The following is a 13,721-nucleotide window of genomic DNA, read 5'->3' on the forward strand; positions in this document are numbered from 1 at the left end:
CATGACCACCGTGAATGCCCTCTCCGAGATTGCCGCCCTGATGGGCGACCCGGCGCGCGCCTCGATGCTGTCGCTGCTGATGGACGGTCGCGCGCACACCGCGTCGGACCTCGCGCACAATGCCGGCATCACCGCGCAGACGGCGAGCGGTCATCTCGCGCGCATGGTCGAGGCGGATCTGCTGGCCGCCCGCGCCCAGGGCCGCAACCGCTTCTATCGCCTGGCTTCACCCGAGGTGGCGCACGCCATCGAATCGTTGATGGCGCTGGCCGGCACGCGGGCGAAGCCGGCGTCGAAGAGCGCAGCGTGGCGGCGCGACCCCGATCTCCGATTCTGCCGAACCTGCTACGACCATCTCGCGGGCCAGGTCGGTATCGCCGTCACCGACTCGCTCACCCGGCAGGGCCATCTCGAACCCAGGGGGCCGCGCGACTGGCAGCTCACGGCGTCAGGCGAACTGTTCTGCGACCGCCTGGGTGTCGATCTCGGCACGGCACGCCAGGCAAGCACGCGCCACTTCGCGCGCCAGTGCCTCGACTGGAGCGAACGCCGGCCGCACATCTCGGGCGCCCTGGGCGCCGCCATCGCCGACACCTTCTTCAGGCGCGGCTGGGCCGAGCGCCTGCGCCGCAGCCGCACCGTGCGCCTCACGGATTCAGGCCGCCGTGCCCTCGGCAGCCATTTCGGCGCGACGGTCTAGCCTACCAGCCCTGGAAGCGCGGCCAGGTCGTGGCGTCACCGGCGGGTGTCACCACGAGATAGGCCGGGTACTGCGCGCCGGTCGCGCAGGCGTGGTTGGGCAGGATGCGCAGCCGCGCGCCGATGGGAAAGCGTTCGACCAGGCTTGCATCGGCCGTACCGTCGCGGCGCGCGACGATGCCGTGCTCCTGGTTGGCGCCCGACACGATCAGCCCGTCGATCACGTTGCCCTCGACATCGCACACGGCGCCGTAGCCATAGTCGATCTTCTGGCGCTGGGTGCCGCGGTCGCGGCTCATCGCCATCCAGCCGGCATCGACGATCACCCAGCCTTTTTCCGGCTGATGGCCGATCACCTCGGTCAGCACGGAGAGCGCCACGTCCTGCGGCGTGCAGACGCCGACATTCGACATCACGAGATCGAAGAAGACGTAGACGCCGGCGCGCACCTCGGTGACGCCTTCGAGATGCTGCGCGGCGATCGCCGTCGGCGTCGAGCCGATGCTGACCTCCGGGCAGGCGATGCCCGCCGCGCGCAACCGCTCCGCCGCGCGCACGCACAGGGCCCGCTCCTGCTCGGCCAGCGCCTGCAGCGCCGCCGGCGTGTCGAGGTCGTAGGAGCTGCCGGCATGGGTCAGCACGCCTTTCACCGTCGCGCCGCCCGCCTGCAGGATCCTGCCGATGTCGATCAGCTCCGGCGCCTCGGGCTGCACGCCCGAGCGATGGCCGTCGGAATCGATCTCGATCATGACGTCGAAGGTTTGGTTCGCTTCCCTGCCCTTCGCCACCACGGCCTCGGCCGCCGCCCGCGAATCGACCATCAGGGTCAGCGCGCAGCCCTTGGCGACAAGCGCCAGCGCCCGGTCGAGCTTGTCCGGCACGATGCAGACCGCATAGAGCACGTCGGTGAAGCCCGCAGCGAAGAACTGCTCGGCCTCCTTCAGGGTGGAGACCGTGATGCCCACGGCGCCCGCCTTCTGCTGGGCGCGCGCGACCTCGATGCATTTCGAGGTCTTCACGTGCGGCCGCAGGCGCACGCCGAGCGCCGAGAGATGGTCCTGCATCCGCGCGATGTTGCCTTCCATGCGGCGCTCGTCGATCAGCGCCGCCGGGGTCTCGATATCCATCAGCTTCAAGATTTCATCCTTCAGTCGAGATACTCGCCGCGCGCCTTGAGCGCCGGCACGTCCTTCTCCAGCCCCCGCGCGATCAGCGCCGTCACGGTAGCGGGCTGCAACGCGTCCGGCGACGGCAGATCGACGCCGACCGCATTCATCTGCTTGACCAGCGCCGGATCGGCCACCGCCGCCCGCAGCGCCTGGTTCAGCCGCGCCATGACTGGTTGCGGCGTGCCCTTGGGCGCAAACAGCGCGTTCCACGACCTGAGATTCACGTCGTAGCCCTGGCTGGCTGCCGTGGCCACGCCCGGCAGCTGCGGCAAAGGCTGGTCGCTCAGCACGGCCAGCGCCTTGATCTTGCCGCCGGCGATCTGCGGCAGCGCCGTCGTCGTCTGGTCGCACATGAAATCGATGTGCCCGCCCATCAGGTCGTTCATCGCGGGCGCCACGCCGCGATAGGGAACATGGGTGATGTTGAGCTTGAGCGCCGACAGCAGCACGACGCAGCCATAGTGGGAGATCGAGCCCACGCCGGCGCTGCCATAGGTCATGCTGGCTTTGTGCTTCTCGGCATAGGCGATGAATTCCTTGAGGTTCGAGACCGGCAGCGCCGCCTTGGCGACCAGCAGCAGCGGTGCCGTGCCGGCAAGACCGATCGGCTCGAAGCCCTTCAGCGGGTCGTAGGGCAGCTTCTTGAACAGGGCGGCGTTGGCGACGTGCGTGCCGATCGTGCCGAAGCCGATCGTGTAGCCGTCGGCCGCGGCGTTCACGAGCTTGGCCAGCCCGATCGTGCCGCTGGCGCCGCCGATGTTCTCGACCACGACGGTCTGCTTGAGATCCGCCGCCATGCCTTGCGCCAGCGCGCGGGCCAGCGCATCGCTGGGGCCGCCCGCCGGGAAGGGCACGATCAGGGTGAGCGGCTTGGAGGGGAAGGTCTGGGCAGTGGCCGTGGTGGCCGCCAGCAGCAGCGGCGCGAGGGTGAGCAGAAGTCGGCGCAACATCATGACAAACGTCCTTCCAGCCAGGGGAGAAGATCGTCGAGCGTCGGGCGCTCGAGGGCGGCGGGGGGCGCGCCGTCGGGGCGCGCGAGGCCGACGCGGTTGTGCCAGTAGGTCCTGAGACCGACGGCAGAGGTGCCGAACAGGTCATAGCCGGAGCCCGCGACGAAGGCCGCTTCGCCGGGCGCGACGCCCAGCGCTTCCAATGCCTGGCGGTAGGGGCGCGGGTCGGGCTTGTAGCAGCCGGCTTCCTCGGCGGTGACGATGCAGTCCCAGCGTGTCGAAAGCCGCCCCGCCGCCTGCCGGCCGAGCCGGATCGAGCAGTTGGTCACCACGCCGAGCTTCGTGCGGCCCGCCAGCGCGTCGAGGGCGGCCTGCGACCCGCTCCAGGGAGGCAGTTCCAGCCAGCGTGCCTCGAGCGCGTCCGCCGCGCCCTCGGCCAAGCCGGTCGCCACCGCCGCCTCGCGCACGAGCTGTTCGTAGGGCACGTAGCTGCCGCAGCCATAGGTGAGCCGCAGATACTCGGCGCGCCAGGCGCGGCCGCGTTCGGCCGAGCCCGCCACGTCGTTCCACAGGGTCCAGGAGTCGAGGAGCGCCGTCAGCAGGTCGAACAGGACGGCTTTGGGAAAGGTCGTCGTCATGCCGCCAACGTAGCAAGCCGCAGGCCGTTGGTGCTTAAATCGGACGAACACTTCAGTTAAAGAAAACTGAATGATCACCCTGGCCGACCTGCAGTTCATGGAAGCGCTGGCACGCTCCGGCTCGTTGAGCGGCGCCGCCCGGTCGCTCAACGTCACCCCACCGGCCCTGTCGCTGCGCCTCAAGAAGCTCGAACGGACGCTCGGCGTCAGCCTCGTGGTGCGCAGCTCGCGCCGGCTGCGCTTCACGGGCGAAGGCGAGCACCTGGTGAGCGAGGCGCAGGCGATGCTCGCCCGGATGGGCGCCCTCACCGACCTGCTCGGCAAGGAGGGCAGCGCCCTCTCCGGCCCGCTGCGGGTGGTCGCGCCCTTCGGCTTCGGCCGGCTGCACGTGGCACCGATCGTCGCCCGGTTCGCCGAACGTCACGCCGCGATCCGCGTGACGCTCGATCTCTCGGAGCGGCCCTGGACCGACAGCGAGGAAGCGGACGTCGTCGTGCATATCGGCGCGGTCCGCGATTCGACCTGGGTGGCGCACGTGCTGGCGCGCAACGACCGCTGGGTCTGCGCCGCGCCCGCCTACCTCGAGCGGCGCGGCACGCCGGAAGATCCGCGCGACCTGCTGCAGCACGACTGCCTCTGCGTGCGCGAGAACAACGAGGACGTGACGCTGTGGCGCCATCGCCGCGGCGGTCGCAGCGGCGCCGTGCGCGTGACGCCGACGCTGACCAGCAACGACGGCGAGGTGGTACGCAACTGGGCGCTGGCCGGGCTCGGCCTCATGCTGCGCTCGCAGTGGGACGCCGGCCCTTTCGTGAAGCGCGGCGAGCTCAAGCGCGTGCTGGCGCCCTGGTCGTTCGAGGGCGCCGACATCCTGGCCCTGGTGCCGGCGCGACGCGGCATCTCGGCCCGCGTCAGCTCCTTCGTCGACTTCCTGAAATCGTCCCTCAGGTCGCGTCCGCCGGGCCGCTAGACTCTTTCCGAGCGGGATGGATCACACGCCCATCCTCATGCTGAGGAGGCTGCGGAGCAGCCGTCTCGAAGCATGGGCACGAGCACCACGTTTGCAACTCACCCTTCGAGACGCCGCGCCGCGCGCGGCTCCTCAGGGTGAGGGCGGTTGGTTAGCTGGAGACGGAGGCACTCCAGCGTCGGTCTTCGTGTAGCCGGTGCCGTCGCCCGACGAGATCTTGGCGATCGAGGAGGCGCGCAGGATCTTCTGGTCGCCCACCGTCAGGTAGATGTTGGTGAAGAGCAGGGTGCGCGTCTGCCGGATCAGCTCGGCGCGGCCTTCGACCCAGTCGCCGACCCGCGCGGGCGCCACGAAGTCGAAGGTCATGCTGACGGTCGGCAGGAACTTGCGCAGACCGGCGAGGTAGCCCCCGCCCATCGTGCCCACAAGGTCGGCCACCGTCATCATCATGCCGCCATGAAGGCCGCCCGCCGGGTTGCACATGTTCTGCTGTACGCGGATCGCCAGCACGAACTCGTCGCGCGTGCCCTTCTCGCCGCGCTTGGCGTACATGTTGCCGACATGGGTGTTGAAGGTGGGCTCGGGCCGGCCACGGGCGAAATCGACGAGCTTGAAACCTTCGGGCGGATCGTCGGGTATTTCGTAGGAAGACACTCTAGCTCCGGACTCTCAGGGGGCGTCCTGGCCGCAGCAGCGCGAAGTCGCCCAGCCCGGCCAGCACATCGTGGCGCGGACCATAGAGACGGCCCCTCACCTGCGCCACATGCTCGTCGTGGCCCAGCAATTCGCCCGTGGCCTCCAGCCAGTCGCCGACCCGCGCCGGCGTCAGGTAGTCGAGGGTCAGCTTGAGCGTGACGCAGCGCCGGTCGATGGCGCGGTAGACCACGGAGCCAAGGGCGGCATCGATGAAGGCCGCGAGCATGCCGCCATGCACGATGCCCAGCGCATTGGCATGTTGAGGGCCGGGCCTGAAGCCCCGCCACACCCTGTGCCCTTCGACCTTTTCGAACCACGGCCCGTTGGCCGCGGCGAATCCGGTCGCCTCAGTGAGTTCTCGAAAGCCCGCTGGAATGTCCACGCGCCATCTTAGGCAATCCCGGTCAGCAGCACCAAGCCGTAGCCGACATAATAGAGACCCAGCACGGTGATGAGGCGTCCCGCCCAGGAGCGGAACTGGACATCCGACAGGCGTTCGAGGATCTGCTTGCCGAGCGACGTGCCGAGCATCGAGGCGCCCACCGCCATAACCAGCACCCAGGGTTCGACCGACCCGGCCTGCTCGATGAGGGCGCCGAAATAGAGGAGCTTGAAGCCGTGGCCGAACACCTGGCACGAAGCCTTGGTCGCCACGATCTGCTGCCGGTTCATGGGCGAGCGCAGGAACAGCTGGTCGACCAGCGGGCCGGTCACGCCGGTCAGCAGCATCAGCGCCATGCAGGCAATGCCGCCGCCCAGCGCCTGGACCGGTCCCAGCGTCGCGGGCATCAGCCGTGTCGGCACGACCCGCAGCACGAAGGGCGAGAGGCCGAGCATCAGCAGCGCAACGGCCTTGTCCGGCACGTAGAGGGTCAGTGACCACAGCCCGACCGCGATGAAGCAGCCCAGCACATAGAAGGCCGTGATGCGCCACTGGATGTGCCGCCACCACAGGAAGGCGCGCCAGCCGTTCGACGCCATCTGCGTCACGGCGTGCAGCACCATGGCCATGGGCAGTGGCAGCAGGAACAGCAGCACGCCGATCAGCACCATGCCGCCCGCCATCCCGAAGATGCCGGACAGAAAGGCGGTGAACACCATCAGGACGCCCAGCCCCAGGGCCATCGATATCGCCATCTCAACCCTCGCCGGTCCGGGGACATCCTCATGCTGGGGAGCCGTGCAGCGGCGTCTCGAAGCATGGGCACCCACCGAACCTGTTGCCCACCCTTCGAGACGCGCGCTTTGCGCGCTCCTCAGGGTGAGGTCGTGGGTTTTCGTACAGCCGGCTTAGACAGTGTTCAAATATATGATAAATCCTGATTGGATACTTTCTGGATATGCCAATCGAACTACGACACCTCCGCTATTTCGTCGCCGTGGCGCATGAGGGTCATGTGACCCGCGCGGCCGAGAAGCTGCACATGCAGCAGCCGCCGCTCAGCCAGCAGATCCGCGCGCTCGAGCAGGAGATCGGCGCGCCCCTGCTGCTGCGCCATCCGCGCGGCGTCCGCCTGACCGATGCCGGCCGCTCCTTCCTGGCCGATGCCGAGGCGATCCTCGCAGCCGTCGAACGCGCGACGGTGAAGGCGCGCCGCACGGCGCGCGGCGAGACCGGCCGCATCGCCGTGGGCTTCACCACCTCCGCGCCGTTCCATCCGCTGGTGGCGCGCGCCATCCGCGAGTTCCGTCGCGAGCGGCCCGACATTTCCTTCGTGCTGGAGGAGAACAGTTCGGGCGACCTGCTGGCCGCGCTGCGCGACGAGCGGCTGGACATCGCCTTCATCCGGTCCGGGCTCGTCGAACCCCAGGGGCTCCAGGTCTACGAGCTGCTGCACGAGGAGATGTCGGCCGCCCTTCCCGCGCGCCACCCGCTCGCGCGCCGGCCCAAGCTCACCCTGAAGGATCTCGCGACCGAGGATTTCATCCTCTACCGGCGGGCCGCCGGGCGCGGCCTCTACGACGTCATCATCGCGGCCTGCAACGCCGCGGGCTTCAGCCCGAATGTCAGCCAGGAAGCCCCGCGCATCGTCTCGACCCTCAACCTCGTGGCGGCGGGACTTGGCATTACCATCGTGCCCGCGTCCCTCAGCCGGCTGCCATTGGAAGGGGTAACCTATCGACCCCTCACCGGGCGGCCCGCGATCAAGGTGCCGCTCAACCTCGCCTGCCGCCGCGACGATCCCTCGGCCGCGACGCAGGCCTTCATCGAGAAGGTGCGCCGCCTCGCATGAAGCCCGTCAAGACCATCGGCCATTCGAACCATTCGATCGAACGGTTCGTAGCGCTCCTCAAGGCGGGCGGCGTCGAACGGCTGGTCGACGTGCGCTCCACGCCCTGGTCGCGCCGCCATCCGCAGTTCGGCCAGAAGAACCTCGCGCGGTCGCTGGCCGAGGCCGGCATCGCCTATGTGCATGAAGGCCCGGCCCTCGGCGGCAAGCCCCCCGTCGGCAGGCCTGGCGTGGCCGACAGCTACGACCAGCTCGCCGCGCGGCCGGCGTTCAAGGACGCGCTCGACCGCGTGATCGAGGAGGCGCAGGAGACGACGCTCTGCCTGATGTGTGCCGAGAAGGAGCCGCTCGACTGTCATCGCACGGTGCTGGTGTCGCGCCGTCTCGCAGAGCGCGGCGTCAGTATCGAACACTTGTTGGCCGACGGCGGCACGCGATCCCATCATGAGGTCGAGGAAACGGTGCTGGGCAACGACGCCGCCCCTGACCTGTTCGAGGATCGTGCCGCGCGGCTTGCCCGCGCCTGGCGTCGTCTCGAAGCCAAGTGGAGCCGCGCCGGTACCGGCGAGGGAGAATGACCAAGATGGAAGTCCGCAACATAGAAACCGCGCCCGGCATGGTGTTCGACGCCTCCGTGGCCGGCGACGACTCGGCGACGCTGGTGCTGATGCTACATGGGTTCGGCGTGTCGCGGCATTTCTGGAAAGCCCAGGTCCCGGTGCTGGGAGAGGCCGGCTACTTCGCGGTGGCACCCAACCAGCGCGGCTATTCGGCGGGCGCGCGGCCCGATCCGGCCAACCTCGACTCCTACCGCTTCGACAAACTCACCGGCGATGCGCTCGACCTCGTCTCGGCGCTCGGGTACGGCGACAAGCGTTTCCATCTCGTCGGCCACGACTGGGGCGCGAGTCTCGCCTGGGCCATCGCCTTCCGGCACCCCGAGCGGCTGCGCTCGCTCACCATTCTGTCACGGCCCCATCCGATGTCGTTCGCGCGGGCGCTGGCGATGCCGGACGGCGAGCAGAAGCGGCGCTCCGGCCATCACCAGGCATTCCTCGAGCCCGATGCCGTCCCGAAACTGCTCGCGAACGAATGCGCCTGGCTGCGCACGCGCCACACCAAGGAGGGCGTGCCCAAGGAGGCAATCGACCTCCATCTGTCCGTGCTGGGAACCGCGCCGGCGATGGAAGCGGCGCTGGCCTGGTACCGGGCCCGCGGCGAGCGGATGCCACTCGGGCCGATCAAGGTGCCGACGCTCTATGTCTGGGGAGATGCCGACGACACGGTGGGGCGCGCTGCGGCCGAAGGCACGGGCGAGTTCATCGCCGCGCCCTACCGTTTCGAAGTGCTGCCCGGCGTCGGCCACTATGCCGCCGACCAGAGGCCTGCGCGGGTGAACGAGCTGTTGCTCGAGCATCTCGGCCGCTACGCCGCTTAGCCGAGCTTCGCTCGGCTAAGGCGTGCAGTCGAGCTTGGTCGTCCGCGGCGAGAAAGTGGGCAGCGCCGTCGGCGCGCCAGCGGGCCAGGGGCGCGGCCAGGCCTTGTCGGCCAGCTTCTTCTCGACCAGCGGCACCAGCAGGTTGAAGGCCGCCCAGCCGCGAATCCGCGTCCCGGCATAGGACGTGTGCACGGCATCGACGAACAGGTCCGGGTCGAACGGCGTGTTGCCGACGAGATCGAGGAAGGCGAGCCCGTGGACCGCGGCGTACTTGGCGAACAACCGGTTCTGGAACTTCGCCAGCCGTTCGAGGTCGCGATAGCGGTAGGGCCAGTTGGCGGCATTGAGCTGCTCGATGATGAACCGGTGCCGGACGGGGTCGACGACCATCCCGTCCTTCACCATCCAGAAGAACGAGGTGATCGCCATGTCGGCGCCGACCGTCCCGAGATCGGCCCGGATCCGGTCGAGATCCTTCTGGATGACATTGAGGTTCACCGGCAGGTTGGCGAAGTCGAGATCCGGATTCATCTCGTCGAGCCCTTCGGGCCAGATGACCTTGTAGTCGGGCTTGGGCCACTCGGCGCCGCTGTTGTTGCCGGCCGTGGCCCCGGCGATGGCGAACGCGGCCTGGACGCGGCCGACCAGGGCGGAGTAGCGGGCGGCCTGCTTGAGCCACTTCACGGCCGCCGCCTCCTGCGCATTCGACGGCCGGGTGACCGGGACGTCCGGCACCTTCTCGACGATCGAGGCGGGCCGGAACTGGTTGCCGCCTTCGTGGTAGACGACGAGATCGGGCCTGAGCGGCAGCACCTCGGTGCGCACGACGGCGGCAATGTCGCTGGAACTGATGCTTTCGCGACCCGCGTTCAGGACCTCGAACCTGATGCCCAATCCCTTTGCCCTGGACCAGACGTTCATCCAGTGGCCGACATACTCCGGCCAGGAGTAGGGCAGATGGTGCGCCTCGACGACGGTGGAAGAGCCGACGAAGACGATGCGCACCGTCGTCTCGGGTCTCGGATTCTGGATCGGCGGTCCGCGCCAGCCGATCTGGTTGGTCGTCAGGCCGCTCGGGATCGTGACGTCGGGCAGGAACCGGTAGGGCGGCCGCGGCTGGCCGTCCGGCGCGTCGTAAAGGAAGAGCTGGCCCGGCGCATGACGCAGGAACCAGTGCCGGCACGGATCGCCGGAGAAACTGGTGTTCCAGACCTTGAAGGCATCGGAGGGCCGGAACGACATGCCGCCGACGGGATTGGCCTCGACGAAGCGATAGAGGCGTTCCCAGTCCTCGGGGATGGCGCGCTTGTTGGGCAGCGGCGCGGGGTCGTCGAAGAACCAGCCGCGCTCGACGCCGGCAGCGCGCGGCACCTTGTCGACCGAATCCTGCTTCACGCTGGCGAGGCCCATCGCCTCGCCGAGCGGTGTGCGGAGGATCGGATAGCCGTCGATGTAGCGAACGACGGCTTCGGCCACGACCGCGCTCAGCACGAGCGAAATCAGGACAAGCAGCGCGTCCTTGAGGAACCGCATTCTACTTGCAACCCTTGCCTTCGTCCCGGCACAGGCCGTCCAGCAGGGTGTTGAGCTCGGGCACCATCATCGTGGTGAACGCCGCCATGGCAGCGCCGTTCGGATGCGGGTCCGGAACCGTCACCCACAGGCTCGCCGGATCGAGATTCTCGACCGTCGGCAGCATGTCGAAGAAGGGAACGCCCAGCCCCTCGACGTCGGCCTTCACCTTGGCGGTGACGTCGGTGAAGGGATAGGGCTTCAGCTCACGCAGCTCGGGAAGGTTGAACACGACGAGCTTGGCGCCCATCTCCCGCGCCGTCGTCGCGAAGCCCTGCAGCGCCTTGCGCGTCTGCTGCCAGCCGGCGGCATCATCCTTGTAGAGCTCGCGGTAGTAACGCTTCCAGTCGGGCGCCTCGCCGAACTGGCGCATCAGGGAATCGAGGCGATACCTGAAGACCACCCACGCCGCCGAATGCTCATCGAGCCACGAGGTCTGGCCATAGGTCGGCATCGGCTCGGCATCGTTGATGAAGTAGGTCAGCACGATGATGTCGGGCTTCAGTTTCGCCGCGGAGTCACGGAACAGCGTGAGTTCCTGCAGCGTGTTGTGGTTGCCGACGCCGAGATTGTAGCTGTCGACCTTGCGGCCCTCGGCGACCAGTGCGGCGGTCACGCGGGCGGCGGCGGTCTCGTTCTGCGCGACGCCCCAGCCCAGGGTCGTCGAGTCGCCGACGAAGGCGATGCGCGCCACGCCCGGCGGCGCCTTCTCGGGAATCTCCGATGACCGGAAGCCGCGCGAGTCAGTCACCACCCTGACGCCCATGAGCTGCGCCTCGGCATTGGGACGATGGCGATGCCCGAGGTCGGGCCGCATGTCGCGAACCTTCACGTCGCGTGCATAGCGCCACATTTCGAGCTCGTAGAGCATGCCGTTGTCGAGGAAGAGCCGTGTCATCCCTTCGAGGCAAAGCGCGCAAATGGCGCTGAGAATGACAACCAGAAGCGTATTCTTGAGAAAGTTCATAGACCTTGTCGCTCGAGCGGTTCATCCAGAAGACAGACGGACGTCGAAGCCCTCGAAGAGGGCGCGATGGCTGTGGGAGCAGTCGACTGCGAACCGGTCTCTCAGGTGAAATTCCCTGCTAACAGCGAATTAACAGCGAATTTTTTTGATTTCCAGCCAAATCGAGCCGCTGTACGGACGTGACGAGCCCATTTTTTGGCCTTTTGCCGATGAGTCCGTCGGTTTGGGAACAGCGTATTCGTGGCGACCGAACAGCGAATTTTCGGACATGAACAGCGATTTGTCAGTGCCGATCAGCGATCGCAGATCGTGCCCCGAGGCGTGGTGTAGCTGACGGATGGTCAGTACGACGATCTCAAGCCAGAGTCGGATCGCTCAGGCCGCCACGGCGGGCAGCCCGATGATTGGATCATCGCTGACGGGAGCGATGCTTTCCAGCGTGATGTAGCGGGCGCGCTGGACAGCCCACTCATCGTTTTGTTCGAGCAGGATGGCACCTACGAGTCGTGTGATAGCCGCTTCGTTGGGGAAGATGCCGACGACGTCGGTACGCCGCTTGATCTCGCCGTTGAGGCGTTCGATGGGGTTGGTGGAGTGCAGCTTGGCACGATGCTGCGGGGGGAAGCTCATGTAAGCCAACACGTCCGTCTCGGCCTGATCCATCAACGTGGCGAGCTTCGGCACCTTGGGTCTGAGCTGATCGGCGACGCGGCGCCATTGCGCCTTGGCCTGCCTGGCATCGTCCTGGGCGAAGGCCGTTGCAATGAAGGCCGAGACCACACGCCTTCCGCTGCGGCCGGCATGGGCCAGGGCGTTACGCATGAAGTGGACCCTGCAGCGCTGCCAGGTCGTGGCGAGAACCTTGGAGACGGCCGCCTTGATGCCCTCGTGAGCGTCGGAGACGACCAGCTTCACGCCGCGTAACCCACGGCGGGCGAGCTTGCGCAGGAAGGTCGTCCAGAAGGTCTCGGCCTCGGACGGCCCAATATCCATGCCCAGCACCTCGCGCCGGCCGTCGCTATTGACGCCGACCGCCACGATGACGGCGACCGAGACGACGCGGCCCTGTTGGCGGACCTTCACGTAGGTGGCGTCAATCCACAGATACGGCCAGTCGCCCTCGATCGGCCGGTCGAGGAAGGCCTTTACCCGCTGGTCGATCTCCTCGCACAGCCGTGAGACCCTTCGGCTTCGCTCAGGGCAGGCTTGGCTCTTGGAGATGCCGCTCATGCCCATCGCCTTGACCAACTCGTCGACCGAGCGGGTCGAGATGCCCTGGATGTAGGCCTCCTGGATGACGGCGGTGAGCGCCTTCTCGGCCATCCGGCGAGGCTCCAGGAACCCTGGGAAGTAGCTGCCGCGACGCAGCTTGGGGATGCGCAGCTCGACCGTGCCGGCCCGGGTCTCCCAATCGCGATCGCGATAGCCGTTGCGCTGCGCCAGCCGGTTCAGGCTCTTCTCGCCATGGGCCGCTCCGGTCAACGCCCCGATCTCCAGCTCCATCAGCCGCTCGGCGGCAAAGCCGATCATCTCGCGCAAAACGTCGGCGTCCGGGGCCTTCTCCACGAGCGAACGCAGGTTCATCATCTCGTCGGTCATCGGTGGTCTCCTTGGTCAAAGGTTGGTGTCGCAACCAGACCCTAACCCGGAGATCGCCGGTGACCACCGCAAGGCCGCTCCCTCGCTACAGCGCTCCCTTACGGGCGCGCTCGCTCGCGGCCTTGCTGCCAGCAGCTACACCACCACCGGGGGCACGACCCGATCGCAATTTGCGCGTTCTCGACGGCCTTCATCATCGCGATATCGCCAGATGCAGTTCTCCGTAGGTGTCGGATCGCAGCTCACTTTGGAATCCCCACATCAGGCCGGATCATCGCGGGGGGACAAGGTTCATGCGGATTCCGACGAAGCGGGCCACCGGTTCCGAACGAAGGCGGCCATCGATTCCGATTGATGGCAGCCAGGGATTCCGATGATCCCGGCCAGTGCTCTCCGTTGTTGGCGTTGTGATCAAGTCAGGCGGCGGATCCCAGGTCAAGCGGGGCGATTTTGGCGGCGGCTTTACGCATGGAGTCTCCCTTCAAGGTGATCCTGTGGGCGTTGTGAACAAGGCGATCGAGGATGGCGTCGGCGAGGGTTGGATCGCTGATGGTGGCGTGCCAGGCATCGACCGGCAGCTGACTGGTTACGATGGTCGTGGCGCGGCCGTGGCGGTCATCCATGATCTCGAGGAGGTCGCGCCGCTGCTCGGGGGGCAAGGGGCGCGAGGCCCCAATCGTCGAGAATGAGGAGCTGGACACGGGCGAGGGTCTTGAGGAGGCGGGCATGCCTTCCATCGCCGCGGGCGAGCGCCAGGGCCTCGAACAGCCGGGGCATGCGATGGTAGAGGAC

At 67.6% G+C, this 13,721-nt stretch carries 14 protein-coding genes and 1 pseudogene; 5 read left to right on the forward strand and 10 right to left on the reverse strand.

What is annotated here, in order from left to right; genetic code table 11:
• Positions 1–700 (forward strand): helix-turn-helix transcriptional regulator (locus tag Q7V45_RS26005; protein WP_304857310.1); only part of this gene is annotated, 700 nt, incomplete at its 5' end.
• 1 nt (position 701) lies between these two features.
• On the opposite strand, the gene Q7V45_RS26010 is transcribed toward Q7V45_RS26005, so the two are convergent.
• Genes Q7V45_RS26010 through Q7V45_RS26020 form a run of 3 tightly spaced genes read right to left on the reverse strand, consistent with a single transcriptional unit; the run spans position 702 to position 3,456 of the window.
• Complete coding sequence (locus tag Q7V45_RS26010; RefSeq protein ID WP_304857328.1) at positions 702–1,826, reverse strand: DSD1 family PLP-dependent enzyme; 1,125 nt, start codon at positions 1,824–1,826, stop codon at positions 702–704.
• A gap of 20 nt (positions 1,827–1,846) precedes the next feature.
• Positions 1,847–2,821, reverse strand: a complete 975-nt coding sequence (locus tag Q7V45_RS26015) for a tripartite tricarboxylate transporter substrate-binding protein (RefSeq protein WP_304857311.1) — start codon at positions 2,819–2,821, stop codon at positions 1,847–1,849.
• Positions 2,818–3,456 (reverse strand): HAD-IA family hydrolase, encoded by a 639-nt coding sequence (locus tag Q7V45_RS26020; RefSeq protein WP_304857312.1) that lies wholly within the window; start codon positions 3,454–3,456, stop codon positions 2,818–2,820. Before Q7V45_RS26020 ends, Q7V45_RS26015 begins: the two co-directional genes overlap by 4 nt.
• Before the next feature lie 70 nt (positions 3,457–3,526).
• Between Q7V45_RS26020 and Q7V45_RS26025 the strand changes: the two genes are divergently transcribed.
• A complete protein-coding gene (locus Q7V45_RS26025) occupies positions 3,527–4,426 on the forward strand; it encodes a LysR family transcriptional regulator (protein WP_304857314.1) in 900 nt (299 codons plus the stop codon).
• 132 nt (positions 4,427–4,558) lie between these two features.
• Here Q7V45_RS26025 and Q7V45_RS26030 read toward each other — a convergent pair whose 3' ends face one another.
• Genes Q7V45_RS26030 through Q7V45_RS26040 form a run of 3 tightly spaced genes read right to left on the reverse strand, consistent with a single transcriptional unit; the run spans position 4,559 to position 6,259 of the window.
• On the reverse strand, positions 4,559–5,080 hold the full coding sequence (locus tag Q7V45_RS26030; RefSeq protein ID WP_304857315.1) for a PaaI family thioesterase: 522 nt from the start codon (positions 5,078–5,080) through the stop codon (positions 4,559–4,561).
• A gap of 1 nt (position 5,081) precedes the next feature.
• Positions 5,082–5,504 (reverse strand): PaaI family thioesterase, encoded by a 423-nt coding sequence (locus Q7V45_RS26035; RefSeq protein WP_304857317.1) that lies wholly within the window; start codon positions 5,502–5,504, stop codon positions 5,082–5,084.
• 8 nt (positions 5,505–5,512) lie between these two features.
• Positions 5,513–6,259, reverse strand: coding sequence for a sulfite exporter TauE/SafE family protein (locus Q7V45_RS26040; RefSeq protein ID WP_304857318.1), 747 nt, complete (start codon positions 6,257–6,259; stop codon positions 5,513–5,515).
• 203 nt (positions 6,260–6,462) lie between these two features.
• On the opposite strand from Q7V45_RS26040, the gene Q7V45_RS26045 reads away from it, so the two are divergent.
• From Q7V45_RS26045 to Q7V45_RS26055, 3 genes are read left to right on the forward strand one after another with little or no spacing between them, the layout of a single operon-like run.
• Positions 6,463–7,356, forward strand: a complete 894-nt coding sequence (locus tag Q7V45_RS26045) for a LysR family transcriptional regulator (RefSeq protein WP_304857320.1) — start codon at positions 6,463–6,465, stop codon at positions 7,354–7,356.
• Positions 7,353–7,931: a DUF488 family protein gene (locus Q7V45_RS26050; RefSeq protein ID WP_304857321.1), complete on the forward strand. Its 579-nt coding sequence runs from the start codon at positions 7,353–7,355 to the stop codon at positions 7,929–7,931. Before Q7V45_RS26045 ends, Q7V45_RS26050 begins: the two co-directional genes overlap by 4 nt.
• The gene (locus tag Q7V45_RS26055; protein WP_304857323.1) at positions 7,928–8,791 is read left to right on the forward strand and encodes an alpha/beta fold hydrolase; all 864 of its coding nucleotides are present in this window, start codon (positions 7,928–7,930) and stop codon (positions 8,789–8,791) included. The genes Q7V45_RS26050 and Q7V45_RS26055 overlap by 4 nt, the downstream gene beginning before the upstream one ends.
• A gap of 15 nt (positions 8,792–8,806) precedes the next feature.
• Here Q7V45_RS26055 and Q7V45_RS26060 read toward each other — a convergent pair whose 3' ends face one another.
• From Q7V45_RS26060 to Q7V45_RS26075, 4 genes and pseudogenes are all read right to left on the reverse strand, one after another.
• A complete protein-coding gene (locus Q7V45_RS26060; protein WP_304857324.1) occupies positions 8,807–10,324 on the reverse strand; it encodes a hypothetical protein in 1,518 nt (505 codons plus the stop codon).
• Between the two features lies 1 nt (position 10,325).
• Positions 10,326–11,261, reverse strand: coding sequence for an SGNH/GDSL hydrolase family protein (locus tag Q7V45_RS26065; protein ID WP_304857325.1), 936 nt, complete (start codon positions 11,259–11,261; stop codon positions 10,326–10,328).
• Positions 11,262–11,705: 444 nt separating this feature from the next.
• A complete protein-coding gene (locus Q7V45_RS26070) occupies positions 11,706–12,929 on the reverse strand; it encodes an IS256 family transposase (RefSeq protein ID WP_304857327.1) in 1,224 nt (407 codons plus the stop codon).
• Between the two features lie 416 nt (positions 12,930–13,345).
• Positions 13,346–13,721: pseudogene (locus Q7V45_RS26075) on the reverse strand (ATP-binding protein); the annotation flags it as partial.

Origin of the sequence: Reyranella sp., assembly GCF_030651995.1 — a bacterium.
Classification (GTDB): domain Bacteria; phylum Pseudomonadota; class Alphaproteobacteria; order Reyranellales; family Reyranellaceae; genus Reyranella.

Bases quoted from the DNA above. Each gene is read 5' to 3' on its own strand.
- Q7V45_RS26010 (WP_304857328.1), bottom strand. From the start codon at position 1,826: ATGGATATCGAGACCCCGGCGGCGCTGATCGACGAGCGCCGCATGGAA.
- Q7V45_RS26050 (WP_304857321.1), top strand. From the start codon at position 7,353: ATGAAGCCCGTCAAGACCATCGGCCATTCGAACCATTCGATCGAACGG.
- Q7V45_RS26060 (WP_304857324.1), bottom strand. From the start codon at position 10,324: ATGCGGTTCCTCAAGGACGCGCTGCTTGTCCTGATTTCGCTCGTGCTG.
- Q7V45_RS26015 (WP_304857311.1), bottom strand. From the start codon at position 2,821: ATGATGTTGCGCCGACTTCTGCTCACCCTCGCGCCGCTGCTGCTGGCG.
- Q7V45_RS26065 (WP_304857325.1), bottom strand. From the start codon at position 11,261: ATGACACGGCTCTTCCTCGACAACGGCATGCTCTACGAGCTCGAAATG.
- Q7V45_RS26025 (WP_304857314.1), top strand. From the start codon at position 3,527: ATGATCACCCTGGCCGACCTGCAGTTCATGGAAGCGCTGGCACGCTCC.
- Q7V45_RS26020 (WP_304857312.1), bottom strand. From the start codon at position 3,456: ATGACGACGACCTTTCCCAAAGCCGTCCTGTTCGACCTGCTGACGGCG.
- Q7V45_RS26055 (WP_304857323.1), top strand. From the start codon at position 7,928: ATGACCAAGATGGAAGTCCGCAACATAGAAACCGCGCCCGGCATGGTG.
- Q7V45_RS26070 (WP_304857327.1), bottom strand. From the start codon at position 12,929: ATGACCGACGAGATGATGAACCTGCGTTCGCTCGTGGAGAAGGCCCCG.
- Q7V45_RS26040 (WP_304857318.1), bottom strand. From the start codon at position 6,259: ATGGCGATATCGATGGCCCTGGGGCTGGGCGTCCTGATGGTGTTCACC.
- Q7V45_RS26045 (WP_304857320.1), top strand. From the start codon at position 6,463: ATGCCAATCGAACTACGACACCTCCGCTATTTCGTCGCCGTGGCGCAT.